Source organism: Haloparvum alkalitolerans (assembly GCF_050122995.1).
In the GTDB taxonomy this organism is placed as follows: Archaea; Halobacteriota; Halobacteria; order Halobacteriales; family Haloferacaceae; genus Haloparvum; species Haloparvum alkalitolerans.
This window is the reverse complement of the sequence record NZ_JBNLIA010000003.1, coordinates 140,400-164,153: the sequence shown is the minus strand read 5'-3', so window position 1 is coordinate 164,153 and position 23,754 is coordinate 140,400. Positions and strand designations below refer to the sequence as shown.

The following is a 23,754-nucleotide window of genomic DNA, read 5'->3' as shown; positions in this document are numbered from 1 at the left end:
AATGAAAGAGTACCAGACAATCACCGAGATCAGCGGCCCGCTCGTGTACGCCGAGGTCGACGAGGACATCGGCTACGACGAGATCGTCGAGATCGAGACCCCGCAGGGCGAGACCCTGCGCGGCCAGGTGCTGGAGTCCTCGGACGGCGTCGTCGCCATCCAGGTCTTCGAGGGCACCTCCGGTATCGACCGCAACGCCTCCGTCCGCTTCCTTGGCGAGACGATGAAGATGCCCGTGACCGAGGACCTCCTCGGCCGCGTGCTCGACGGCTCCGGCCGGCCGATCGACGACGGCCCGGAGATCGTTCCCGAGGAGCGACAGGACATCGTCGGCGCGGCGATCAACCCGTACTCCCGGGAGTACCCCGAGGAATTCATCGAGACCGGCGTCTCCGGTATCGACGGCATGAACACGCTCGTCCGCGGCCAGAAGCTCCCGATCTTCTCGAGCTCGGGCCAGCCGCACAACGAGCTGGCGATGCAGATCGCCCGACAGGCGTCCGTGCCCGAGGAGGAGGAGTCCGGCGACGAGGAGGGCTCCGAGTTCGCGGTCATCTTCGGCGCGATGGGCATCACCCAGGAGGAGGCCAACGAGTTCATGGAGGACTTCGAGCGGACGGGCGCGCTGGAGCGCTCGGTCGTCTTCATGAACCTCGCGGACGACCCCGCAGTCGAGCGGACGGTCACCCCGCGGATGGCGCTGACCACCGCCGAGTACCTCGCGTTCGAGAAGGACTACCACGTCCTCGTCATCCTCACGGACATGACCAACTACTGTGAGGCGCTGCGCGAGATCGGCGCGGCCCGCGAGGAGGTTCCGGGCCGGCGTGGCTACCCCGGGTACATGTACACGGACCTCGCGCAGCTGTACGAGCGCGCGGGCCGCATCGAGGGTCGCGAGGGGTCGGTCACCCAGATCCCGATCCTCACGATGCCGGGCGACGACGACACCCACCCGATCCCGGACCTGACCGGGTACATCACGGAGGGGCAGATCTACGTCGACCCCGACCTCAACAGTCAGGGCATCCAGCCCCCGATCAACGTGCTGCCGTCCCTCTCGCGGCTGATGGACGACGGCATCGGCGAGGGGCTCACCCGCGAGGACCACGGCGACGTCTCCGACCAGATGTACGCGGCGTACGCGGAGGGTGAAGACCTGCGCGACCTCGTGAACATCGTCGGTCGCGAGGCGCTCTCCGAGCGCGACAACAAGTACCTCGACTTCGCGGACCAGTTCGAGACGGAGTTCGTCGACCAGGGCTTCGACACGAACCGCGACCTCGAGGAGACGCTCGCGATCGGCTGGGACCTCCTCTCGATGCTGCCGAAGGAGGAGCTCAACCGGATCGACGAGGAGTTCATCGAGACCTACTACCGCGAGGACGACTCCGAGCGGGAAGTCGTCGAAGCGGCCGACTGAGGCCGCCGGAACTTTTCGGTTCTTTTTGCGGGACTCGGCGGGCTGTCCAGCGGCCGCGCCGCGTCGACGGCCCGGTTCGTCGTCCCGCGTACCGATTCAGCCGTCCAGCACGTGGTGGGTCACCGCGTCGACGCCCTCGCGGTCGGTGTCGATCGTCGCGACCCGGAAGGCGTCGTCCGCGCCCGCGACCGGGATGGGGAGCCCGCCGGGGTTGACGCGGACCGTCCCGCCGCGCTCCTCGACGCCGTGCGCGTGGGTGTGTCCGTGACAGACGAAGTCGTGGTCGCCGCAGTCGACCAGCGCGTCGACGAGCGTCGCGCTCGTGCCGTGGTAGACCGCGACGGAGCGCCCGTCGAACGGGAGGGCGGCGGCTTCGCCGTGGTACTCGCCGAACGCCTCGACGGTCGACTCGACGGCCCACTCGCCGTCGTTGTTGCCGCGGACGGCGTGGAACGCCCAGTCGCCCTCGAACGGGGCGACCGAGAAGGGCGCCACGAAGTCGCCGCAGTGGACGACGGCGTCGACCGCCTCGCGCTCGAACAGTTCGACCGCGGCCGCGACCGCGTCCAGGTCGTCGTGCGTGTCGGAGACGATGCCGAGCTTCATGCACGGCGGTTCGCGGGCGGCCGACAAAAGTGTCGGCGGGAGGCCGGCGTCCGGCGTCCGGCGTGCGCGCCCCGCGCTCCGCGCCGCGTTCCCGTTCGCTGGGAGCCCGCGCCCCGGTTTAAGCGCCGTCTCGGCGTAGGTGGAGACGAGCCATGACCACGACGCCCACCTCCACGGCGGACCGGTCGGCAGACCCCACGGCGGAGCGGTCGCCCGCTCCCGCCCCCTCGCCGCGCGGTCCACGGTTCGTCGACAAGTTCGGCGTCCGGTGGCGGATCCGGGCCGCGGACGGCGACGACCGCGACGCGCTCACCGCCATGTACGGCGACTTCGGGACCGCCGACCGCGCGCAGGGACTCCCGCCGGTCACCGAGTCGCGGACGGAGCGCTGGCTCGACGACCTCTTCGAGCGCGGCTGGAACGTCGTCGCCGAGGGTGAGGCCGGGGTCGTCGGTCACGCCACGCTGACGCCGACCGACGCCGACGAGCCGGAGCTCGCGGTGTTCGTCCACCCGACGTATCAGGACCGCGGGCTCGGGACGGAGCTGTGCCGCCACATCGTCGCCCGCGCCGCCGCCACCGACCGCGCCGCGGTCGTGCTCACCGTCGAGCGCCGTAACCGGGCCGCGCTCTCGGTGTACCGCGGGCTCGGCTTCGAGACCGTCGAGGGAGAGCGCGGCGACCTCTGGATGCGGCTGCCGCTCACGGACGGCTCGTAGTGCTCCGCGGACGGTCTCGGTATTTCTGAGGTCTGGTGACGGCGACGGCCGATCGCGCGAGCATCGCCCGGTTCGAACGCTCCCTCAGACAGAACGTGTTCCGTCGCCGATCCGCCTGCTCTGAACAGTTCCACCCCGCACAGCACCGGAACCGCCCCGCTCCGAACCGTACCGCAACCGCCCCGCAGCCTCACACCTCCCCAGCCTCGGCCGCGGGCCGGGCGCGGAACCGCAGCACGGGACAAACGGCGTCCCGCTGGCCTCCAGCGTGCAGTAGCGCGCCGAAAATCGGAGATTTTCGAGCCGCCGTTCTCTCCGCACCGCGCTCACGGCGACGCTGGAGACACCGCAGCGCGCCGGGCCCGCGACTCCACCGAAAATCGGAGATTTTCGAGCAGCCAGCGTGCAGTAGCGCGCTGGCGACCTCGCGCGCGTTCCTCGCGCGCGCCGACCGCCTGATCGGCCGGGTCTCAGGTTACGCGTCCGCCTGCTCCTGCAGCAGTTCGACCGCGGGCAGCGACTCGCCGGTGAGCGCGCGGATGTACGCGCCGCCGGCGATGGAGACGTGCGAGAAGTCGTCCTCGTCGAGCCCGTACAGCTCGATGGCGCGGGATGTGTCGCCGCCGCCGACGACCGAGAAGCAGTCCGTCTCGGCGATGGCCTCCAAGACGCCGACCGTTCCCGTCGCGAAGCGTTCGTCCTCGAAGACGCCGAGCGCGCCCTTCACGAAGACGGCGTCGGACTCGCGGATCAGGGGGGCGTACGCCTCGACCGTGGCGCTTCCGACGTCGAGGTACGCCGTCTCCTTCTCCTCGATGTCGTCGACCATGACCTCGGCGCGGTCGCCGTCCGCGCCCTCGTACGCGAGGTCCGTCGCGAGGTGGATCGCCTCGCCCCGCTCGTCGAGCACGCGCTCGATGGTCTCGCGGTTGCGCTCCCACTGCTCGTCGAACAGGTCCATCCCCGACAGGTCCGAGCCGACCGGGTGGCCGGCCGCGCGGAGGAACAGCTCGCCCGCGACGCCGCCCAGCAGGAAGCGGTCGACCGTGTCGCCGAGCGCGTCCATTACGCCGATCACGTCCGTCGCCTTCGTCCCGCCGACGACCATCGTGACGGGGCCGTCGAAGGACCTGCGCGCGATGGCGGTGTTGGCCTCGTACTCCGCCGCCATCACGCGACCGGCGTAGGCCGGCAGCGCGAGTGGGAACCCCACGAGGGAGGCGTGCTTCCGGTGGGCCGCCGAGTAGGCGTCGTTGACGTAGGCGTCGAACAGCGGCGCGAGCGTCTCGACGTACTCGGTCGCTGCCTTCTCCTCGGGGTCGGCCTCCGGCAGTTCGTCCTCGCACATCCGGGTGTTCTCGAGCAGGAGGACCTCCCCGGCGTCGAGGGCCTCGATGGCCTCCCGCGCGGCGGGGCCGTGGGTGTCGGCGACGAACGCCACGTCGCGGCCGACGTGTTTCGCGAGGATGTCGGCGTGTCCCGCCAGCGAGACGAAGTCGTCGCGGCCGGGGCGGCCCTGATGGGCCAGACAGACGACGCGGTGGCCGGCGGCCGCGAGTTCGCGGACGGTCTCGGCGTGGCGCTCGAAGCGGCGGTTGTCCTGCGGCTCGCCGTCCTCGATGGGGGAGTTGAGGTCGAGGCGGACGAGCACGCGCGAGTCGTCGGGCAGGTCGTCGAGGGTTCTGAAGGTGGCGTCGGTCATGTGTCGAGAATCGAGGGGCGGTTACTTAGCGGTGGGCGATACGCACAAGCGGTGCGGCCGGCGGTCCGCGACCGGGCCGGAACGGGTCCCGGATCAGGCGTCGTGAACGTACGCCGCCATGTCGAGCATCCGGTTCGAGAAGCCGAACTCGTTGTCGTACCAGGTGAGGATCTTCACGAGGTCGCCGCCGGCGACGACGTTCGTGGAGTTCAGGTCGACGTACGAGGAGAACGGGAGCCCGAGGATGTCCCGCGAGACGACCTCGTCGTCGGTGTAGCCGAGGACGCCCGCCAGCGGTCCCGAGTCGGCGGCGTCGCGGAACGCGTCGTTGATCTCCTCGGCGGTGATCTCCGCCTGGTCGAGGCTGACGACGAACTCCGTCAGGGAACCGTTCGGGACCGGGACGCGGATCGCCATCCCGTCGATCTTCCCGTCCAACTGCGGGAGGATCTCGGTGGCCGCGTTCGCGGCGCCCGTGGAGGTGGGGACGATGTTCTCGGCGGCCGCGCGACCGCGGCGCGTCTTGGCCATCGGCCCGTCGACGAGGCTCTGTGAGCCGGTGTAGGCGTGGACCGTGGTGAGCGTCCCGGACTCGATGCCGAACTCCTCGTCGAGCACCTTCGCGACCGGCGTGATGGAGTTGGTCGTACAGGAGGCGTTGGAGATGACCGTCTCCCCGTCGTACTCGTCGTGGTTGACGCCGTAGACCAACTGCTTGACCGGCTCCTCGCCCTTCGGCGGCGCGGAGATGATGACGGTGTCGGCGCCGCCGTCGAGGTGCGCGCTCGCGTCCGCCTTCGTGCGGAAGACGCCGGTACACTCCAGGGCAACGTCCACGTCGAGGTCGTCCCACGGCAGGTCCGCGGGGTCCTGCACGTTGAACAGCGGGACCGACGTGTCGCCGACGACGAGCTCGTCGCCGTCGCGCTCCAGCCCGTCGAGCCGGCCCATGACGGTGTCGTACTTGCCGAGGTACTCCATGTCCTCGAAGTCCATCACGTCGTTGATGCCCGCCAGCTCGACCCGGGGGTTCTCCAGCACGGCGCGGAACACGTTCCGACCGATGCGGCCGAACCCGTTGAGCCCGACACGGACGACGTCCGCCTCGGGAACGTCGTCGCCGGCGTCGAGAGAGGATTTACTCATATCCGAATAGTCGGCCTGGATCCACTTAAATCCGCCCGAGACACCGCACGGGCGGCGGGAGGATCGCACGCGGCCACCGACCGCGCTCCCGCAGTCCTCCACCGACATGCTGAGGGACCGGCCGCGGCTGTTCGTTCAGCCAGGGGGAGGTGTGAGGCTGCTGTGCGGTCGCGGGGCGGGGCGTTCTGGATGTCGCGGTCACGAAGCAGCAGGCTCTGTGACGACAAGAGACGGGCGTAGCAGGGAGAGCCGGCAGCGGCCTTCCATCTGGGGCCCACGCGATCGGACCGTCCGCGTCTCCCGCCGCCCCTGAAGGCCGGTTCCGGGGCGTTCGCGAAGCTCGATCAGAGGTCGCTCTCGTCGAAGATCAGCTCGTCGGCGTGCTCGCGGAGCCAGTCCCGGTGGCGCTCCCACTCCGTGTCGTGTGCCGCGACGATCCGCCAGAATGCGTCCGAGTGGTCCCGTTTCCGCAGGTGCGCGAGCTCGTGGACGACGACGTACCGGAGCACCGCGGGCGGCGCCAGCAGCAGCCGCCAGTTGAGGCTGAGCGTTCCGTTGCTCGAACAGCTTCCCCACCGCGTTCGCTGGTTGCGCACCTCCACGCCGCCGACCGCGTCGGCGACCCCCATCTCGGGCGCGAGGGCGTCGACCCGGCGCTCGAACTCCGCGCGAGCGGTCTCGCGGAAGCAGTACTCCAGCGCGCGCTTGTGGGCGGTCCGGTCGACGTGGCTTCGCGCGAGCCGGATCAGGTCCGCGTCGCGGTCGACCGTCGAGGAGCGCCGTCGCTCCACGACGATCTCGCGCTCGGCGCCGAGGACCGGCCACGTCGCGCCGGGCCCGTACGCGCGGTCGGGCGCTCGCTCGCGGCGCGCCGCCATCGCCGCCCGCTTTTCGAGCACCCACTCGGCGTGGCCGGCCAACACTGCGTCGGGGTCGACCCGGCTGCGGTCGGTTTCCGGAACCACGACCGTCACGCCGGCCGGTCGCACGTCGATCCGCGGCCGCGAAGCGCGGGCGCTCTCCCGGACCGAGTAGGCGACACACTCACCGGAAAGAACCGTTTCGCGGCCGTCTGCCGACTCCGCCCCGTTTCTGACCCCGCTCATCGCAGCAGGTAGAGCACGCCGCCGATGACGACGGCGGCGACCGCGGCCGCCGCGGACCCGAGCGCCGCGAACCGGGGGAACGCGAGCCAGAGCGCGATGTAGAAGGAGAACGCGAACGCCAGCAGGAACGCGACGAACACGCCCCGCGTCGGGTTCTGCACCGCGGCGACGAACACGCGCTGGGGAAGCGTCAGGTCGTCGAGCGAGAGCTCCTCGCGCTCGACCGGCTCGGTCGGACGCGCCTCGGCGTCATCTCCCTCCAGGTTCGGTCCGTCGGCCGATCCGCCGTCCCCCGGCTCGGCGCCGACCGGCGTGTCTGAAGCGTCGGTCACGGCCGTCCTTCGGGCGGCCGCAACGTGTACCTGTCGCTCGGTTCGCCCGGTTGCGGTCGGACCGCACCGGTTGCGGCGCGACCCGGGCCGCCCCCGGTCACCACGCCGCCTCGACGGCGGCCGCACCGAGGAGAACCGCCGAGAGCGCCGCGATGAGCGTTCCGCCGGCCAGCGCCGCGGCCGCCCCGGAACGACCCTCGTCCGTCAGCGTCGCGACCTCCACCGCCACCGAGGAGAAGGTCGTGAACGCGCCGCAGAACCCGACGCCCGCGAACCGCATCGCCGAGGGCGACAGCGGCGCGGCCAACACCGCACCGAGCAGCAGGCTCCCGGCGACGTTGACCGCGACCAGCGAGCGCCGACCGGACAGCGCCCGCCCGACGGCGTGTCTCCCGACGGCGCCGCAGGCGCCCCCGATGCCGACCAGCAGCAGGTCGACGGCGGTCATCGCCGCCCCCCGAGCGCGAGCCCCGCGCCCGCCGCCGCGAACCCGACCGCGTACGTCGCCGCGACGTAGCCGGCGCCCGCGACGGTCCCGAGCGTCACCGCGTCGTGTGCGAAGGCGCTGTAGGTGGTGAACGACGACAGCACTCCGGTCCCGAACAGCAGGCGGGCGCGGCGGTCGGTGACGGTCGCCACGAGCAGGCCGAGCAGGAACGCGCCGGCGACGTTCACCGCGAACGTCCCCGCGACGCCGCCGAGCGCGAGGTCGACGCTGTATCGGCCAGTCGCGCCGAGGAATCCGCCGAGCGCGACCAGCCCGACATCGCCCGCGCTCCGGTCCATGCTCCCGATCCGGCGGTCGCCTACTTTTCTGGTCCGGTGTGGTGGCGGGATTCGCCCTGGGGACTGTCCCCGACCGCGCTCGCCCGCGGACTTCCGCCGCCGTGTGGCGTCTCACGCTCGCGGATTCGGATCGTGTGGCTCACCTCCGTCGCGTCGTCGACGACCAGCGCGTCGCCGGTGCCCGTCGGGAGCGCGGCCGCGAGGTCCGCGCCGAGGTACGAGGGCTGTGCCGCCCGCAGCGCCGCCACGTCACGTTCGTCGGTCAGTCGATGCGCGACCAGCAGGTCGGCCTGTGAGACGGCGACGTCGGGGAGCGCGTCCGGCCGCTGCGTGGCGCAGACCAGCGAGACGCCGGGCGCTCGCCCTCGGGTCAGAAGCGTCCGCAGGGCGGGGTCGGCGACGCCGCCGAACAGCGCGTGCGCCTCGTCGACGAGCAGCCACGGAAGCCGCCGACAGCCCCCGCCGGCGTCGGAGACGCGGGCCTCGTAGAGGCCGCGGGCGACTGCCCGGACCACTGCCCCGCGTGCGGCCGTCGGGAGCCCCGTGCAGTCGAGCACGGCGGGGGCGCCGTCGGCGAACGCGGCCGGGTGCGGCGCGTCCGCCGCGAACACGCCCCACGACTCGGCCAGTCGAAGCGCGTTATCGGCCGCGCGACGCGCGCTCGCGGGCGCATCGGCCGCCCCGAGCTGGTCCCGGACGTCCGCGAGCGCGGTCGCGTCCCCTTCCCCTTCGTCGGCCTCGGCGACGCTTCGCCAGAGCAGGCTCCCGGCCGGGGACTCCGGGTCGAGCCCGAGCAGCTCCGGCCAGGCGGACGGCGGGAGCGCGTCGGGACGCACGCGCGGTTCGACGACGCGGCCGCCGGCGTCGCTAAGCCCGTCGAAGACGCCCATCGGGTCCACGACGACCGGCGCGACGCCGTCGGCGGCCGCGAGCTCCTCCACGAGCACACCCAGCGTGTAGGACTTCCCCGTTCCGCGTTTGCCGACCACCACGCCCGCGTGCGGGCGGTCGATATCGAACCCGACCCGCGCACCCTCGCTCCCGTCCCGTGCGAGGAACCGCCCGACCTCGGCGACCGGTCCCGCGTCCGCCGGCGCGTCGCGTCCGAGCACGTGCATCGCGGTGGATTCACGCGGCATCGTTCATAAGGGTCGGCGCGAGGGTTCAAATGGGAGACCGGGGCGATTCGGGGCCATGCCCGACACGTCCTCCGGCGACGACGAGCGCGCCGACGATCCGTCTCCGCCGAGCGAGAACGACGCCGCCGAGGAGTCCGCCATCGGCCGCACCCGCCACGACCGCGGCGCCTGCGAGCGGGGTATCTGCGTCTGTCACCCCTTCTGTGAGCTCCGCCGCGACGAGCGCGCCATTGAGGGACTTCCCGTCAGACTGGTCATCGCGCTCGTCGTCGGCGTCGCCAGCCTGAGCGTCATGCTCTCGATGGTGAGCGGGATCCAGGGGTTGGCCGTGACCGAACTGGACGCTCAGCCGGAACCGGAGGTGACGACGCCGGGGGAGCAGGACCTCGAGGTGACGGTCGTCGACCCCGACGGTTCCCGCGTCGCGGACGCGACCGTGATCCTCCGAGCCGGGAGCGCGCGGCTCGACGGGGTGGCGACCGCGACGACGGACGCGAATGGAGTGGCGACGCTCTCCGTCGACCCTTCGCTCGGTCCGAACCAGCCGGACGGGACGCTTCGGATCACGATCAAACCGCCCGCCGGAAGCGACTACGCGGACGACCGAGAGAACACCGCGGTGCTGGTGGTCGAGGACTAACCCTGCCGGTCCCAGTCGATCCAGTCCTGCTCCCAGCCGGCGCGGGCGAAGTGCCCCTGCTCGGCGCGCTCGGCGTCTTCGCGACGGGTTCGGTTGCGCTCGACTCCGCCGCGTTCGCCCTCCGCGAGCATCGCGCGGAGCCGAGCGGGGCCGGCCTCCTCGACGACCGCGAAGTCGTCCGGGCCCCGCTCCTCGCGGTCGGCGACGGTCGGTTCCGCCGCGACGACGGTCTGCACGCCGGTCCCCTTCGGGTAGACGATCCGCCCGTCGGCGGAGAGCTGGTCGATCAGCGCCCGCGGGGGGCGGACGACGGCGGCCTCCAGGAGCACTCGGTCGAAGGGCGCGTACTCGGGGAGCCCCTCGACGCCGTTCCGGCGATCCACCAGCACGGCGTCGTAGCCGGCGTCCGCGAGGTTCGAGCGCGCGAGGTGGACGGCGTCGCGGTCCACGTCGACCGCGTGGACGTGTCGGGCGCCGACGATCTCCGCCAGCGCGGCCGCGGTGTATCCCACCCCGGCGCCGACGATCAGCGTCTCGTCGCCCTGCCGCGCGTCGAGGGCGGTCAACATCCGGGCGACCGTCGCGGGGGCCAGCGCGCGCGTCCCCTCCTCCTGGGAGGCGTCGGCGCCGTACGGCGACGAGGAGACGAACGTCTCGCGGGGAACCGCGCCGAGCGCGCTCAGGACGCGCTCGCCGAGCGACTCGCCGATGTCGTGCTCGAGTCGCTCGATCATGTCGACCCGGAGCGCCGCCTCGTCCATACTCGCCCTCGGGACTCAGTCCTCTTGAACCGTGCGCTCGGGGCGCCGATAGACGACCGCGGTGCGGTCGGACCCGGGGACGGCGACGAGTTCCGTCGTCAGCCCGGCGGACTCGCCCCACGCGCGGTAGTCGTCGCTCGCGTGGGCGCCGGCGGCCTCACCCCCCGAACCGGCCCCGCTTCCGACCCTGCTCGCCAGTGCGCGCACGTCCGCGATGACCGCGTCCTCGGGCGAGAGTCGGTCGCGGATGCGTTCGAGGAGGACGACCGCACCGCCGGGACCGATCAGGTCGGCCGCGTCCGCGACGAAGGCCCTCGCCGCGTCGGAAGAAACGGCTCCGAATCGGTCGACCGCGTACACGAGGTCATAGCGCTCGGCCGCATCGGCGACCGTCTCCGCGACCGGTTCCACGCCCGAAACCGGCTCCACGCCCGCGGCCGACAGCATCGGCCCCGTCGCGTCGACCGCGGCGGCGTCCGCGAGGTAGGTGACCGCCCGATCGCGGGCGGCGAACTCCCGGGCGTCGGCGGCGACGCCCGGCCCCGGGGCAACGCCGGCCTCGGGGTCGGGGAGGTCGACCGCGAGCACGGTCTCCGCGTTCGGGACCTCCCGGAGGGCGGCGGTCACGCGGGCGCGAACGCTCGCTTCGTCCGCCGCGGCCGCGGCACCGAGGCGGTTCGCGGTCCGGTGCTCGCCCGACCGCGACTCGTCGTCGCCGGTCAGCACCGCGGGGAGCGCGGTCAGCGCGTCGATCCGGTCGAGTGCGTGGGGGACGCGGCCGGTCGAGTGCGGGTCGCGCTTGGCGAGAAATCCGAGCATGCGGTTCGTCGGCTCGTACTCCCCGCCGACGCGTTCGAGGAAGCCCAACTCCGCGAGCGAACGGACGACGGTCTCCGCGGCGTCACCGGTGAGGTCCGTCTCCGCCGCCAGCGCGGCCGGGGTCCCCGCGGACTCGGCGAGCGCGTCGAGGGCGCCGGTCTCGCGGGCGGCCCACAGCAGGAACAGCGCCTCCGTCGGGAGGCCGGCGTCGTCGCGTGTCGGCATGAGCGGACGGTGGGGACGCGGGGGCAAAAGCCCCGCCCACCGTCGTCGTCGGTCGCAGCGACCGTTTCGGAAACTGGGGTCGCCACGGCGGCGCCGGTCACGACGGACGCACCGGCATCACTCCTCGACCATCGGAACGAACCGTACGCCGCCGTGGCGCTCGCGGTCGACCCCCTCCTCGGTGACGGCCGCGACGACGAGACGCTGGGCGCCGCGGCCGCCGACCGGGGCGACGACCCGTCCCCCGACGGCGGTCTGGTCGATGACGGCGTCGGGGATCGTCTCCGGTGCACAGGTGAGCGAGGCGGCGTCGTAGGGGGCGTGTTCGGGCCACCCCTCGTGACCGTCGCCGTGTCTGACGTGCACGTCGTAGCCGAGGCGGTCGAGCCGGTCGCGGGCGTCGGCCGCGAGTTCCTCGACCACCTCGACGCTGTACACCGCGCCGTCGTCGCCGAGGACAGCGGCGATGACGGCGGCGTGGTAGCCGCAGCCGGTGCCGATCTCCAGCACGCGGTCGTCGGGCGAGAGGTCGAGCAGGTCGGTCATCAGGGCGACGACGCTCGGCGCGCTGGCGGTCTGTCCGTGACCGATCGGCACGGGGCGGTCGGTGTAGGCGCGGTCGCGGTCGCGCTCGGGGACGAACTCGTGGCGCGGGACGGTCGCTATCGCGTCGACGACGCGCTCGTCGAGGTCCCTCCCGGTCGCGACTCGTTCCGCGAGCGACTCGCGGGCCGCCTCGTGATCCATGCGCTTCGCTACCATGCGGATCGACGTGAACGCTGTGGCCGAACCGGCGGGGCGAGCGGCGAGCGGGCGCCGATGCCGCGGGGCCGGAGAACCCGTCACACGCCACGACGCGGGCAAGCAGGCGGGTCAAAGCATACTTACCCCCAGCGCGGCGAGTTACCGGTAATGAGCGAGCAAGCAGAGCAGGCGAACGAAGACCGGCGGAAGTACGAGTTCCGCAAGGTCATCGAGGAGCTCACGGAGTACGAGGGCTCCGGGACCCAGCTCGTCAGCATCTACATCCCCGAGGACAAGCAGGTCTCCGACGTCGTCGCTCACGTCACCCAGGAGCACAGCGAGGCGGCCAACATCAAGTCCAAGCAGACGCGGACCAACGTCCAGGACGCGCTCACGTCGATCAAAGACCGGCTCCGCTACTACGACACCTTCCCGCCGGACAACGGGATGGTCATCTTCTCCGGCGCCATCGACGCCGGCGGCGGGCAGACGGAGATGGTGACCAAGACCCTGGAGTCGCCGCCCCAGCCCATCGAGTCGTTCCGCTACCACTGCGACTCGCACTTCCTGACCGAGCCGTTAGAGCACATGCTCACCGACCAGGGGCTGTTCGGGCTCATCGTGCTCGACCGCCGCGAGGCCAACGTCGGCTGGCTGAAGGGCAAGCGCATCGAACCCGTCAAGTCCGCCTCCTCGCTGGTCCCCGGCAAGCAGCGGAAGGGCGGTCAGTCCGCCCAGCGGTTCGCCCGCCTGCGGCTGGAGGCCATCGACAACTTCTACCAGGAGGTCGCGGGGATGGCAAACGACCTGTTCGTCGCCGAGCGCCACGAGCTCGACGGCATCCTCGTGGGCGGTCCCTCGCCGACGAAAGACGAGTTCCTCGACGGCGACTACCTCCACCACGAACTGCAGGACAAGGTCATCGGCAAGTTCGACGTGGCCTACACCGACGAGTCCGGGCTGAAGGACCTGGTCGACGCGGGGCAGGAGGCGCTGGCCGACCAGGAGATCATGCAGGACAAGCGCCTGATGGAGACGTTCTTCGAGAACCTCCACACGGGCGAGGAGGCCACCTACGGCTTCGAGCAGACCCGTCGGAACCTGATCATGGGCTCGGTCGACACCCTCCTGATCTCCGAGGACCTCCGCTCCGACGTGGTGATCTACGAGTGTCCCAACGGTCACGAGGAGTACGAGGTGGTCGACGCCCGCCACTCCACGCCGGACCACGAGTGTTCGGAGTGCCGCGAGGACGCCGAGGTGCAGGAGCGCGAGGACGTCATCGAGCACCTGATGAACATCGCGGACCAGCGCGGCACCGAGACGACGTTCATCTCGACGGACTTCGAGAAGGGCGAACAGCTGCTCGACGCCTTCGGCGGCATCGCGGGCATCCTGCGCTACTCGACGGGCGTCTAAGGCCGCGTTCCCCTCGGATCAGTCGGCCGCGTATCCCTCGACCATGTTCTCGACGTACTTCGCGATCACGTCGACCTCCAGGTGCAGGGGGTCGCCCGCCTCCTTCTCGGAGAGCGTCGTCACCTCGTAGGTCGTGGGGATGATCGCCACCTCGACGGCGTCCGCGCGCCGCTCCGCCACGGTCAGCGAGATGCCGTCGAGCGTCACCGACCCCTTCTGGACCAGGTACTGCCCGAGCCCCTCCGGGATCGAGACCGTGAGTCGCCAGTCCTCGCCGACCGACTCGACCGCCTCGACGGTCGCGACCGCGTCGACGTGCCCCTGCACGAGGTGGCCGTCGAACCGGCCGTCGGCAGGCATCGCGCGCTCGACGTTGACGCGGTCGCCCGCGCGGAGGTCGCCGAGGTAGGTCTTCGCGACCGTCTCGGCCGCGAGGAACACCTCGAAGCGGTCGCGGTCGTCGGTCGCGGTGTCCGAACCGTCGACATCCGCGCCGAACGCCTCGACCGTCAGACAGACGCCGGAGACGCTGATCGACTGGCCGTGGTGGAGGTCGTCGAGACCGGGCGCGGCGACAGCCAGCCGAACGCCGTCGTCGGTCGCCTCCCGCCCCACGATCTCGCCCGTCGTCTCGACGATGCCGGTGAACATGTCCGAGGGTTCGGCGGCCGCCACAAAACCGTTGTCGTGTGCAGATATGGAACGGTGGCGGGACGGGAGACGGAACCGCGGCCGCCTCCGCGAGCGACCGCCTCCGCGAGGACCGTCTCCGCCCTCCGGCCCGCCGCCGCGACCCTTTTAGGAGTCGCCCGGCTACGGTGGCCCGATGAAGTTCGGCCTGCTGGACATGATCGGGCTGGCGGCGACGATGGCGTTCGCGCTCCCGGTCGGCAACTACGGCCTGATGCGGCTGCTCGAGGGGGAGACCGCGCTGGGCGCGGCGATGGTCGTCGTCGCCGTGGCGATGGTGGTGCTGCCGCAGTTCTTCTTCGACCCCGCGCGGATCGCCCGCGGGCTGCTGGCCGGGCTGTTGCCCGCTCGGTTCCGGAGCGACGCCGACGAGGCGGAGCCGGGGTCCGATCCGGTCGAAAAGTAGGCGGTCGAAAAGTAGGCGGTCGAAAAGTAAGCGGTCGAAACGCGTGCGCTTGCGCCGCGGCCGGGCGCAGAAAACGGCCGGGCGCAGAAAACGGCCGGGCTACGCGACCGGCGTCCGCTCGACGACCGTGCCGTCGACGGTCGGGTACTGCTCGATGATTTCGCCCTCGTCGAGGTCGCCGTCCTCGACCATCTCCTCTAAGAGCCACCACGCCACCTCGACGTGGTTCGACTTGACCGTGTAGAACTCCTCGGGGACGCCGAGTTCCTCGAAGCGCTCGGCCGGCGCGTACGTCTTCCCGTAGACGAGCGTGCCGTCGTCGGTCACCTCGTCGAACTCGCGCCGGAGGTTCTTCGCCATGCGCTTCAGCCGGTTGCGGTGCTGGGCGGCGTCCTTGAAGACGGAGGTACAGAAGTACACCTTCTCGTGGGAGGCCATCTCCTCGAGGATGGCGTCGTCCTTCGACCCCTCGACCGCGGACATGTGGCCCTCCTGGAGCTCGAAGCCCTCCTCCTGCATCCGGCGGTAGTTGCCGTCGGACATCTCGAACTCGTTGATGTTGCAGAACTCGGCGGCGCCCTCGTCGAGGAACTCCAGGAACTCCGGCTCGGCGCGGATGCCCGGGATCTCGAACGCGGGCGTGAGTCCCTCCTCGCGGGCGATGTGGAGGATCTCCTCCCACTCGGTGCCGTGCATGTCGCCCCACAGCTCCAGCGGCGGGTGGAAGCGGATCTCGTCGAGGCCCGCCTCCGAGAGCCGGCGCATGTTCTCGCGGCCGCCGGTGATCCCCGTGTAGAGGTGGGTGTGGTGGTCCTCGCCGTACTCCTCCTTCAGCAGTTCCAGGTAGTGGCACGTCTTCTCGAGGGCCTCCTGCGGCTCGCCGCCGGTGATGGAGGTCCCGAGCGCGCTCATGCGTTCGGCCTCCGCGAGCACGTCCTCGTCCGACTCCACCTTCCGCTCGTTGGCGTAGACGTCCGTGACGTTCTTCCGGTTCTCGCCGAGGGGGCAGTAGAAGCAGTCCCGCTGGTCGCAGTAGCCGTAGACGAACAGGACCATCTTCCCGCCCTTGGCGCACTGTTCACAGCCCTTCGAGATCATTCGTTCCCTCCTACCGGCCGAGGACTCAAAAAGCGTCCGGAGCGTCCGCCCCGTGTGCGCCGCGTTCGCGTGCGACGCCGTGTCTGACGGAAGGTTTGTGCCTCGCGAGCGCCTCCGGACGGCCATGGAACGCGAGGCACGCGAGGCGACCGACCGCGCGGACGCCGGGACAGACACCACGCGCCGCCGTCTGCTCGCCGCCGGGGGCGCCGCGGCGGCCGTCGGGCTGGCGGGCTGTGCGGGCATCGATACGGACCTGATAACCGGTTCCGGGCCGGCGGAGTTCGACGCGGAGGCGGCGACGGTCGCGGACGCGACCCTCTCGGAGACGGGGTACGAACTCGTCGACGTGAGCGAGGACGTGCGCACGGAGTCGTTCGAGGTGGCCGACCAGACTCGCGAGGTCGAGGTGACGAGCCACTTCGCGGAGTACGACCGCGCGGTGGAGATCCTCGGGGAGCGCTTCCAGGCGGCCGTCTTCGTCGCGTTCTCGACCCCCCAGATCGAGGTGCTCGGCCGGACGTTCAACCCCGTCGGCGACATGTCCAGCGAGGACCTCGCCGAGATGGTCCAGAGCCGGTACGACGGCGTGCAGGGCCTCGAGCGGCGCTCGGAGTACGAGACGACCGTCGCCGGGAGCCAGTCGCGGGTCGTCCAGTACGACGCCCGCGCGGACCTGGCCGAGAGCGGGGTGACCGTCGACCTCGTGCTCCACGTCGCGGACCCCGTCGCGGTCGGCGGCGACTTCGTGGTCGGGATCGGTGCCTATCCGGAGGCCGTCGGCGACGGGGACGCCGTGCGGGCGCTGCTGAACGGGATCGAGCACCCCGAGGCCTGAACGCGGCCCGCCGGGGCAGTCCCTGTCCGTCTCCCGTCGCCGTGGCCGAAAGCATATGCCGAGCGACCGCGTAGCCCGTCTCGATGCTGTTGGTCCTCTGTGTCGACCTCGACGACGACCTCGGCCGCAAGACCGGGATCCCCACCCCGGTGATCGGCGCGGACGAGGTCACCGAGGCCGCGGTCGCGCTCGCGACCGCCGACCCGGAGGACTCCGACGTGAACGTGCTCTTTCAGGGCGTCAACGTCCACGACGAGTTGGCCGCCGAGACCGGCGAGGAGGTGGAGGTCGCGGCCGTCACCGGCGTCGACGGCTCCGACGTGCAGGCCAACCGCAAGGTGGGCAACGAGGTCGACCGCGTGCTCGCGGAGCTGGCGACCGGCGAGGAGGTGCGCGCGGTCGTCATCACCGACGGCGCGCAGGACGAGTCCGTCCTCCCCGTGATCCGCTCGCGGATGCCGATCGACGGGGTCCGGCGCGTCGTCGTCCGGCAGGCGCAGAACCTCGAGTCGATGTACTACACGATGAAGCAGGTGCTCGCGGACCCCGAAACCCGCGGCACCGTCCTCGTGCCGCTGGGCATCCTGCTCCTGATCTACCCGCTCGTGGTCGTGGCGAACCTGTTCAACGTGGCCGGCGCTGCGGTGCTCGGACTCATCTCCGCGCTGTTGGGGCTCTACTCGCTGTTCCGCGGACTCGGGCTGGAGGCCAGCGTGGACACCGTCGCCGACCGCGTCCGGAACGTGCTGTACGCCGGCCGAGTGACGCTCATCACCTACGTCGTCGCGCTCGCGCTGCTGATCATCGGCGGCGTGCAGGCGGTCGAGACGGTCGATCGGGTCCGCGCGGTCGCCGGCGGGGGGACCGTCCCGGTCGGCGCCGCGGCCGCCGCCTTCGTCCACGGGTTCGTTCAGTGGGGCGCCGCGGCGGGGATCACCTCCAGCCTGGGCCAGGTGACCGACGAGTACCTCGCGGACCGGTTCCGCTGGCGCTACCTCAACGCACCCTTTTACGTCGTCGCCATCGCCGTGGTGCTGTACGCCCTCTCCGGGTTCTTCCTCCCTGCCGGGGTCCCCGGCGTGACGAGCCTCACGCTCGGCGACCTCGCGCTCGCGCTCACCGCGGGGACGCTGCTCGGCGTGTTGAGCACGCTGACGTTCGCCGTGGTGGAGTCGCGGATCGCCTCGACCGCGGAGCCGGCCTGATCGCGGCGGATGGGGCGGGGAACCGCCGGCGGACTCAGAACTCGCTTCGGTCGTCCGCGTCCGAACCGTCGCCGGTCGGGGCGTCGTCGGCCTCGGTCGGGGCGTCCGTCGCGGTCGCTGCGTCGTCGGCCTCGGTCGGGGCGTCCGTCGCGGTCGCTGCGTCGTCGGTCACTGCGCCGCCGGTCGGTTCGGTTTCCGTCTCGGGGTCGTTCCCGCCGCGGCGCCCGCGGAGCCACCAGCCGACCCCGACGCCGAGCGCCAGCGAGGCGGCCGGGAACGCGAGCACGAACAGCAGGAAGACGATCAGCAGTTCCGGACCGCCCGGGACGCCGAACTGGAGCACGGAGGGCACGGCCATGTTCCAACGACTCCCGTCTCGTCACAAAAGGATGTCGCCGCCTACCGGGAGTCGCCGGGTTCGCGGCCGTCGGCCGCGGACTCCGGTTCGTCGCCGGCCTCCTCATCGGCCGCGGTCTTCTGCCCGCTACCGGCGTCCTCATCGGCGACGGGTTCCTGTCCGCCGGCCTCCTCATCGGCGTCGGCCGCGTCGCGTCGCCGCACCTGCAGGTACTCGCGGGCGCCGGCCGCGAACTTCACCCCGAAGTAGACCAGCGCCAGCGCAGCGGCGGTGCCGATGGCGGCGATGGCGACCGTCTCGCCGCCGATCTGCAGGGAAACGGCGATAGCGAGGCTGTCGACGTGGACGACGGTTGCGGCCATGGAGTCACTCCCGGTCGTCGAGCAGTTGCGAGGCGGTGACCAGCGCGTCCAGTTCCACGTCGTGCTCGGCGAGCAGTTCGCGGGCGCCCTCCTCGCGGTCGACCACGACCAGCACGCGGTTCACGACGGCGCCGGCTTCCCGGAGGGCTTCGACGGCGTCGACCGCCGACTGGCCGGTCGTCGCGATGTCCTCCAGCACGACGACCTCCTCGCCCGCCGCGAGCGTCCCCTCGATCCGGTTGCCGGTGCCGTACTCCTTCGCCTGCTTGCGCGCGATGACGTAGGGGCGGTCGAGTTCGACCGCGGTCACCGCCACCAGCGGGACGGCCCCGAGCGCGACGCCAGCGAGCGTCGCGTCCGTGTCGCGGAGTCGGCTCGCGAACGCCGCCGCGATGAGGTCCAGACAGTGCGGGTCCGTCTCGAAGAGGTACTTGTCGACGTAGTAGTCGCTCGTGCCCCCGTGGGAGAGCTCGAACTCGCCGTACTGCACGGCGTCGGCCGCGCGCAACGCCGCGATGAGGTCGTCGGGTGCGTCGTCGGGCATCACTCGCGTAGGCGGCCGCGGGCGGCATAAACGGGTCGGAACGACCGTCGTTCGCGACCCGTCGATCCGGCGGAAAGACATATATAGTGGTACGTCATACCATGCCGTGTATGTCGTCTGCACCCAGCACGAACGACGACGAGCTGTTCGACGAGTTCCTCGCGGACAACGGTCACGAGACGGAGATCGTACGCTGGGAGCGATCGTATAACAAGAAGCAGTGTCCGGACTGCGGGGCGCTTCACGACGAGTCGGCCGCGACCTGCGGGGTCTGCGGCTGGGACCCCGCGGCCTGACGGACGCACCGGACGCGTCGGCTGCGCCGCTACCGTTCTGTTTTCAGAACTCCCGCAGCGCGCGAGCGCCGGCTACGTCTTCAGTCCGCTCCCGGTGAGCGGAACCACCACGTCCTCGTCGGGGCCGATCACGCCGCGCTCGCGGAACGTGCGGAGGGCGGCGGGCGCGACGGCGCAGGTCGGCTCGACGTAGAAGCCGTCCGCGTGGAGCCGGTCGAGCTCGCGCTCGGCGTCGGTCTGGGTCACGGCAACCGCGTCGCCGTCGGTCGCCGCGATGGCCTCGCGGATCCGGTCGATCTGGACCGGCTCCGCGATCTGGATGCCGTCGGCGGCGTCGTTGACCGAGTCCGCGGGGTCCGCGGCGTCCGGCCCGTGGAGCGCGCGGACGACCGGCGCGACGCCCGCCGCTTGCGCGCCGAGCAGCCGGGGGACGCGGTCGGTCCACCCCGCGGCCTTCATCGCCCGGAAACCGAGGTAGGCGCCGAGGAACAGGGTGCCGTGTCCGAGCGGCGTCACCACGGCGTCCGGGACGGTCCAGTCGCGCCGGTGGGCAACCTCGTACGCGAAGGTGGCCGTTCCCGCGAGGAACGCCGGGTTCCACGCGTGGCTGGCGTACCACGCGTCGCCCTCGCGGACGCGCTCCAGACACGCGTCGGTCACGTCCTCTCGGCTCCCCGGGACCCGGACCGGCTCCGCGCCGGCGCGCCGGATGGCCGTCAGCTTCGACTCCTTCACGTCCGCCGGGACGTAGATCTCGGCGTCGATCCCCGCGCGGGCGGCGTAGGTCGCGACCGCGGCGCCCGCGTTGCCCGAGGAGTCCTCCACGACGCGCTCGACGCCCAGCTCGCGGGCGCGGGTGAGCGTCGTCGTCGCGCCGCGGTCCTTGAACGAGCCGGTCGGGAAGACGTACTCCAGTTTGAACGAGGCGTTCCAGTCGGGCGCGTCCACGAGCGGCGTCGCGCCCTCGCCGAGCGTGACGCGGTCGGCCGGGTCGTCGCCGACCGGGAGGAAGTCGGCGAAGCTCCAGAGCCCTTCGCGGGCGTCGAACGCTTCCGGGTCCGGCGCCGGCGGCTCCGGGCGCGGCCGCTCGGCGAACCGCAGCGGGGAGCCGCAGGTGCAGCGCCAGCGGTCGCGATGGGTCGCCCCGCAGTCGGGACACCGGAGCGCGGTGGGGCCGGCCGTGGGAGCTCCGTCGCGGGCCATCAGTAGCTGTCCACGTCGACGGCGACCGAACAGACGTACTCGCCGGAGGCCACCTGCGGGAGCCGGCGCGACCGCCAGAAGATCCCGTCGCTGTCCGCGGTGACGTTCGCCTTCACCGTGCCGAAGACGTCGGTCACCTCGAAGAGGGCATCGCCGCGGGACACCTCCGCGCCGATCTCGCGTTTGAACCGCACGAGCCCGCCGGCGGGGGAGGCGTACTGGTCGAAGCCGCGGGAGCGGGTCTGCGTCTCCACCTCGACGTCGCCGTCGAGGAACCCGTAGTAGCGGAGGACGTTGAACGTCCCTTCGACGCCCTTTCGGATCGACTCCTCGTCCCAGCCCACGCAGCCGCCGAGCTCGGGGTCGATCGTCGGGACGCCCTCGTCCGGGCCGGCGCGGGCGAGCTGGCCGTCGGGGCCCTTCTGATCGAGGACGTAGCCGCAGCCGAACACCTTCGCGAGCCGGAGGCAGTCGCCGTGGAGGCGATGTCGGGGGCCACACCGCACCCGGACCTCGTCGATCATCCGGCTGGTGGAGCCCTGATGGAGGTCGAGGATGAGGTCCGCGCGCGTCGCCGCCTCGAAGGTGGCGGCCGCGATGCGCTCGGAGGTGGTGCCGCTCTCGTCGCCGGGATACGCCCGGTTCATCTTCGTGTCGTCGATGGGGTTGCGGTGTTCGGCCACCTGGAACGCGTGGTAGTTGACGATCCCGACGACGAGCACCGTCCCGGACAGTTCGGCGGGGTCGATCCGCGGGACGACCCGGTTGACGACGCCGAGCCCGTTCAGCTCGTCGCCGTCGCTGACCGCCTGTACGTACAGCGTCTTCCCGTCGGCGGCGCCGTTTATCACTGCGACCGGGAGCCGAACCGGACTCCCGTCCCGCGTCTCGCCCACCTCCAGCCGCCCCGTGTCCGTCTCCCCAGGGGCCGCGCTCGCCGTTCCCAGCGTGGTCATTAGCGGACGGAGGAGTGGGCGACTCTTTATCGGTTCGGTCCGACCCGGTGACCTCGCGGACGACACAACCTTTATGCGGGCAATTGGCGAATAGCGAGCCAACCGATCCACAGACGGCGTGGGGCTGCGGTCGTGGACGCTCCGCCGTCGAGGTCACCCAATGAGCATCGACATCGACCCGCTCGTCGAGAGCGAGGGGCTGCGCGTCACGGACCACATCGAGAACGCGCAGTTCGAACTCTACACCGACCGGCCCGTCGATCCCGTTCCCACCGACGGGGAGAACCACTACTTCCCGGTCGACGCCGCGGTTCGGTTTTCGGCGTCGACGATCGCGGTGCCCCGCGTCGCGAACGTGGTCGTTCGGGACGCCACGGGAGCGGTGGTCGCGGAGGGGACCGACGTCGAAGTGCCCGCGGGCGAGTACTTCGTGCAAGTGTCGCCGACGCCGACGAAGACGTACCTGCACGTCCGATCCGGGCTCACGGTCGTCTCCGGCGACGAACGCTCCCGGATCGCGTTCGACGGTGAGACGGCCGTCTCAGCGGGATTTCGCTCGCTCAACGACCAGCCAGCGGGGACCATCACCACGCCGTCCGACCCGGAGTCGATGATGCGGGCCGTCTCGCTTCTGGGATCGTCGCTCGCCACGACGAGCCCGGAGCGGTCCTTTCCGACCCTGCGGGGGCACCCGCCGCTGATCGAGGTCGGCGACGCCTTTTCGGTCCCGGACGCGGTCGAGGAGACCGATTCCGGAGTGGAGATCGTCGTGCCGCCCGAGTATCGCTACGTCTTCGCGAGCGCCTCGCTCGCGCACTACCTCGACGCCACGGTCGTGCCGGGGTCGACGCCCGAGCTCCGAGGCGACGGATGGAGCCACTCGCTGGCCCCCGACTTCGAGGCGCGGTGTTCCCGCGTGCTGCGGCGGACCTTCTATCTCGACTGTCTCGTCCGGACCGAGGGGTTCTATCCGGTCGAGCTGTACGAGTTGGACCGGCTGGACGACGTTCTCGACCTGGAGTACGCGAGGCTGTACGACCTGCCGCTTTCCGAGCGGCTGGACGCGTATCTCGACGTGCCGTTCGAGGACCTGGAGCCGCTCCTCCCGCAGTGGTCGCTCACCACGGACGTGCGTCCGGCCGCGGAGAACGTCTCGGTCCTGCCGTACCTCGCGGACGACCTGTCGCTGATCCGCTGTCCGGAGGCCGACCCGTCGGACGCCGACCCGGAGTCGAGTCACGTCTCCGAGTTCCTCCGGTCCCCGACGGACGCGCCGGTCGTTCGGGGCGCCGCGGATCGGGGGACGGGGTTCACCGTGGACGACGGGCAGTTCGTCCAGCCCGACCCGGTCGACACCGTCGAGCACGCCTGGGTCGGTGAGGGGATCCCGATCGGCGCGAACAAGGCGACCATCGAGGCGTACCGACGACGTATCGGCCGCGGCACGCCGGAACGGGGGTCGATCTCGGTGAGCGTCGTCTGCAACGACGACCGCATGCGCGAGGAGGGGGAGGTGGCGAACCTGTACGGGCTCCGCGACATGCTGCAGTTCGATATCGAGGTGATCCACGACCTGACTCGGGCGGAGATGCGGGAACTGCTCGCGTCCGACGTGGACTTCCTCCACTACATCGGCCACGTCGACGACCGCGGGATGCAGTGTGCGAACGGGTTCCTGGACCTCACGGACGCCCGCCTGGAGATCGGCGTCGACTCCTTCCTCCTGAACGCGTGTCAGTCCTACAGACAGGGCCAGGCGCTCATCGAGGGCGGGAGCCGCGGCGGGATCGCGACGCTGACCGACGTGGCAAACGCGCCGGCGACCGAGCTCGGCCGGATCGTCGCCCGGCTGATGAACGGCGGCTTCAACCTCCGCACCGCGCTCCACGTCGCCCAGCGCGCCCTCATCACCGGCCACCAGTACAGCGTGCTCGGCGACGGGGACGTGACGCTGTGTCAGAGCCGGAGCGGTGCGGCAGCGGTCTTCGAACTCGCGGAGACGGGGGGAACGTACGACCTCGGAGTCAGAACGTATCCGATCGGCGGGTTCGGGGCGGGAACGCTATTCACCCTGACGACGGACGCACTCGAACAGCACTGTCTCGTTCCCGGCAAGGTCACGGTCCGCGAACTGACCGCTGATCAGGTCGAACGACTGCTGGAGTTGGAGGTTTTTCCGGTGTTCGCTGACGGGGAACTGCAGTGGAGCGACGAACTACTGCCTTTGTAGG

27 protein-coding genes are annotated in these 23,754 nt (G+C 71.2%); 9 read left to right on the top strand and 18 right to left on the bottom strand.

Annotated features, from left to right (window positions below; genetic code table 11):
- Position 1: 1 nt before the first annotated feature.
- Positions 2-1,423, top strand: a complete 1,422-nt coding sequence (locus ACQE3L_RS04380; RefSeq protein ID WP_426962569.1) for an ATP synthase subunit B — start codon at positions 2-4, stop codon at positions 1,421-1,423.
- Between the two features lie 96 nt (positions 1,424-1,519).
- Here ACQE3L_RS04380 and ACQE3L_RS04375 read toward each other — a convergent pair whose 3' ends face one another.
- On the bottom strand, positions 1,520-2,029 hold the full coding sequence (locus tag ACQE3L_RS04375) for a metallophosphoesterase (RefSeq protein ID WP_426962568.1): 510 nt from the start codon (positions 2,027-2,029) through the stop codon (positions 1,520-1,522).
- A 152-nt stretch (positions 2,030-2,181) separates the two neighbouring features.
- On the opposite strand from ACQE3L_RS04375, the gene ACQE3L_RS04370 reads away from it, so the two are divergent.
- Complete coding sequence (locus tag ACQE3L_RS04370) at positions 2,182-2,748, top strand: GNAT family N-acetyltransferase (protein WP_426962567.1); 567 nt, start codon at positions 2,182-2,184, stop codon at positions 2,746-2,748.
- Positions 2,749-3,223: 475 nt separating this feature from the next.
- Here the strand turns inward: ACQE3L_RS04370 and ACQE3L_RS04365 are convergent, their stop codons facing one another.
- The 7 genes from ACQE3L_RS04365 to ACQE3L_RS04335 all read right to left on the bottom strand — a co-directional run bounded on the left by ACQE3L_RS04365 (position 3,224) and on the right by ACQE3L_RS04335 (position 8,938).
- Positions 3,224-4,450, bottom strand: coding sequence for a phosphoglycerate kinase (locus ACQE3L_RS04365; RefSeq protein ID WP_426962566.1), 1,227 nt, complete (start codon positions 4,448-4,450; stop codon positions 3,224-3,226).
- 93 nt (positions 4,451-4,543) lie between these two features.
- Positions 4,544-5,596, bottom strand: a complete 1,053-nt coding sequence (gap, locus tag ACQE3L_RS04360; protein ID WP_426962565.1) for a type I glyceraldehyde-3-phosphate dehydrogenase — start codon at positions 5,594-5,596, stop codon at positions 4,544-4,546.
- A 344-nt stretch (positions 5,597-5,940) separates the two neighbouring features.
- On the bottom strand, positions 5,941-6,702 hold the full coding sequence (locus tag ACQE3L_RS04355; protein ID WP_426962564.1) for a M48 family metallopeptidase: 762 nt from the start codon (positions 6,700-6,702) through the stop codon (positions 5,941-5,943).
- On the bottom strand, positions 6,699-7,034 hold the full coding sequence (locus ACQE3L_RS04350) for a hypothetical protein (RefSeq protein WP_426962563.1): 336 nt from the start codon (positions 7,032-7,034) through the stop codon (positions 6,699-6,701). The genes ACQE3L_RS04355 and ACQE3L_RS04350 overlap by 4 nt, the downstream gene beginning before the upstream one ends.
- Positions 7,035-7,131: 97 nt before the next feature.
- Positions 7,132-7,482: a fluoride efflux transporter FluC gene (locus ACQE3L_RS04345; protein WP_426962562.1), complete on the bottom strand. Its 351-nt coding sequence runs from the start codon at positions 7,480-7,482 to the stop codon at positions 7,132-7,134.
- The gene (locus ACQE3L_RS04340; protein ID WP_426962561.1) at positions 7,479-7,820 is read right to left on the bottom strand and encodes a fluoride efflux transporter FluC; all 342 of its coding nucleotides are present in this window, start codon (positions 7,818-7,820) and stop codon (positions 7,479-7,481) included. Before ACQE3L_RS04340 ends, ACQE3L_RS04345 begins: the two co-directional genes overlap by 4 nt.
- Positions 7,821-7,840: 20 nt before the next feature.
- On the bottom strand, positions 7,841-8,938 hold the full coding sequence (locus ACQE3L_RS04335; protein ID WP_426962560.1) for an ATP-binding protein: 1,098 nt from the start codon (positions 8,936-8,938) through the stop codon (positions 7,841-7,843).
- Positions 8,939-9,140: 202 nt separating this feature from the next.
- On the opposite strand from ACQE3L_RS04335, the gene ACQE3L_RS04330 reads away from it, so the two are divergent.
- The gene (locus tag ACQE3L_RS04330; RefSeq protein ID WP_426962785.1) at positions 9,141-9,599 is read left to right on the top strand and encodes a DUF7382 domain-containing protein; all 459 of its coding nucleotides are present in this window, start codon (positions 9,141-9,143) and stop codon (positions 9,597-9,599) included.
- On the opposite strand, the gene ACQE3L_RS04325 is transcribed toward ACQE3L_RS04330, so the two are convergent.
- The 3 genes from ACQE3L_RS04325 to ACQE3L_RS04315 all read right to left on the bottom strand — a co-directional run bounded on the left by ACQE3L_RS04325 (position 9,596) and on the right by ACQE3L_RS04315 (position 12,151).
- Entirely contained in the window at positions 9,596-10,360 is a 765-nt protein-coding gene (locus tag ACQE3L_RS04325) for a protein-L-isoaspartate O-methyltransferase family protein (protein ID WP_426962559.1), read from the bottom strand. The two genes, ACQE3L_RS04330 and ACQE3L_RS04325, sit on opposite strands and share 4 nt — an antisense overlap.
- Positions 10,361-10,375: 15 nt before the next feature.
- On the bottom strand, positions 10,376-11,404 hold the full coding sequence (locus ACQE3L_RS04320; protein WP_426962558.1) for a class I SAM-dependent methyltransferase: 1,029 nt from the start codon (positions 11,402-11,404) through the stop codon (positions 10,376-10,378).
- A 117-nt stretch (positions 11,405-11,521) separates the two neighbouring features.
- Positions 11,522-12,151, bottom strand: a complete 630-nt coding sequence (locus ACQE3L_RS04315; RefSeq protein WP_426962557.1) for a protein-L-isoaspartate(D-aspartate) O-methyltransferase — start codon at positions 12,149-12,151, stop codon at positions 11,522-11,524.
- A gap of 165 nt (positions 12,152-12,316) precedes the next feature.
- On the opposite strand from ACQE3L_RS04315, the gene prf1 reads away from it, so the two are divergent.
- On the top strand, positions 12,317-13,567 hold the full coding sequence (gene prf1, locus ACQE3L_RS04310; protein WP_426962556.1) for a peptide chain release factor aRF-1: 1,251 nt from the start codon (positions 12,317-12,319) through the stop codon (positions 13,565-13,567).
- Between the two features lie 18 nt (positions 13,568-13,585).
- On the opposite strand, the gene ACQE3L_RS04305 is transcribed toward prf1, so the two are convergent.
- Complete coding sequence (locus ACQE3L_RS04305) at positions 13,586-14,218, bottom strand: riboflavin synthase (RefSeq protein ID WP_426962555.1); 633 nt, start codon at positions 14,216-14,218, stop codon at positions 13,586-13,588.
- A 175-nt stretch (positions 14,219-14,393) separates the two neighbouring features.
- Here ACQE3L_RS04305 and ACQE3L_RS04300 point away from each other — a divergent pair, with 175 nt between their 5' ends.
- A complete protein-coding gene (locus ACQE3L_RS04300; RefSeq protein WP_426962554.1) occupies positions 14,394-14,663 on the top strand; it encodes a DUF7533 family protein in 270 nt (89 codons plus the stop codon).
- A 99-nt stretch (positions 14,664-14,762) separates the two neighbouring features.
- Here the strand turns inward: ACQE3L_RS04300 and ACQE3L_RS04295 are convergent, their stop codons facing one another.
- Positions 14,763-15,761, bottom strand: a complete 999-nt coding sequence (locus ACQE3L_RS04295; RefSeq protein WP_426962553.1) for a radical SAM protein — start codon at positions 15,759-15,761, stop codon at positions 14,763-14,765.
- A 124-nt stretch (positions 15,762-15,885) separates the two neighbouring features.
- Between ACQE3L_RS04295 and ACQE3L_RS04290 the strand changes: the two genes are divergently transcribed.
- Entirely contained in the window at positions 15,886-16,599 is a 714-nt protein-coding gene (locus ACQE3L_RS04290; protein ID WP_426962552.1) for a DUF6517 family protein, read from the top strand.
- 83 nt (positions 16,600-16,682) lie between these two features.
- Positions 16,683-17,804, top strand: a complete 1,122-nt coding sequence (locus ACQE3L_RS04285; RefSeq protein ID WP_426962551.1) for a DUF373 family protein — start codon at positions 16,683-16,685, stop codon at positions 17,802-17,804.
- A gap of 34 nt (positions 17,805-17,838) precedes the next feature.
- Here the strand turns inward: ACQE3L_RS04285 and ACQE3L_RS04280 are convergent, their stop codons facing one another.
- From ACQE3L_RS04280 to pyrE, 3 genes are read right to left on the bottom strand one after another with little or no spacing between them, the layout of a single operon-like run.
- Positions 17,839-18,162, bottom strand: coding sequence for a hypothetical protein (locus tag ACQE3L_RS04280; protein WP_426962550.1), 324 nt, complete (start codon positions 18,160-18,162; stop codon positions 17,839-17,841).
- Positions 18,163-18,203: 41 nt separating this feature from the next.
- Complete coding sequence (locus ACQE3L_RS04275) at positions 18,204-18,524, bottom strand: hypothetical protein (protein WP_426962549.1); 321 nt, start codon at positions 18,522-18,524, stop codon at positions 18,204-18,206.
- A gap of 4 nt (positions 18,525-18,528) precedes the next feature.
- Entirely contained in the window at positions 18,529-19,068 is a 540-nt protein-coding gene (pyrE, locus tag ACQE3L_RS04270) for an orotate phosphoribosyltransferase (RefSeq protein ID WP_426962548.1), read from the bottom strand.
- A gap of 110 nt (positions 19,069-19,178) precedes the next feature.
- On the opposite strand from pyrE, the gene ACQE3L_RS04265 reads away from it, so the two are divergent.
- Positions 19,179-19,364 carry an HVO_0416 family zinc finger protein gene (locus ACQE3L_RS04265; protein ID WP_058367100.1) on the top strand — a complete coding sequence of 62 codons (186 nt, stop codon included), beginning with the start codon at positions 19,179-19,181 and terminating at the stop codon, positions 19,362-19,364.
- Positions 19,365-19,436: 72 nt separating this feature from the next.
- On the opposite strand, the gene ACQE3L_RS04260 is transcribed toward ACQE3L_RS04265, so the two are convergent.
- Together ACQE3L_RS04260 and ACQE3L_RS04255 are read right to left on the bottom strand one after the other, a co-directional pair.
- Positions 19,437-20,567, bottom strand: a complete 1,131-nt coding sequence (locus tag ACQE3L_RS04260; RefSeq protein WP_426962547.1) for a threonine synthase — start codon at positions 20,565-20,567, stop codon at positions 19,437-19,439.
- Positions 20,567-21,523 (bottom strand): succinylglutamate desuccinylase/aspartoacylase family protein, encoded by a 957-nt coding sequence (locus tag ACQE3L_RS04255; RefSeq protein ID WP_426962546.1) that lies wholly within the window; start codon positions 21,521-21,523, stop codon positions 20,567-20,569. The genes ACQE3L_RS04260 and ACQE3L_RS04255 overlap by 1 nt, the downstream gene beginning before the upstream one ends.
- 160 nt (positions 21,524-21,683) lie before the next feature.
- Between ACQE3L_RS04255 and ACQE3L_RS04250 the strand changes: the two genes are divergently transcribed.
- Entirely contained in the window at positions 21,684-23,753 is a 2,070-nt protein-coding gene (locus tag ACQE3L_RS04250; protein ID WP_426962545.1) for a CHAT domain-containing protein, read from the top strand.
- Position 23,754 lies beyond the last annotated feature (1 nt).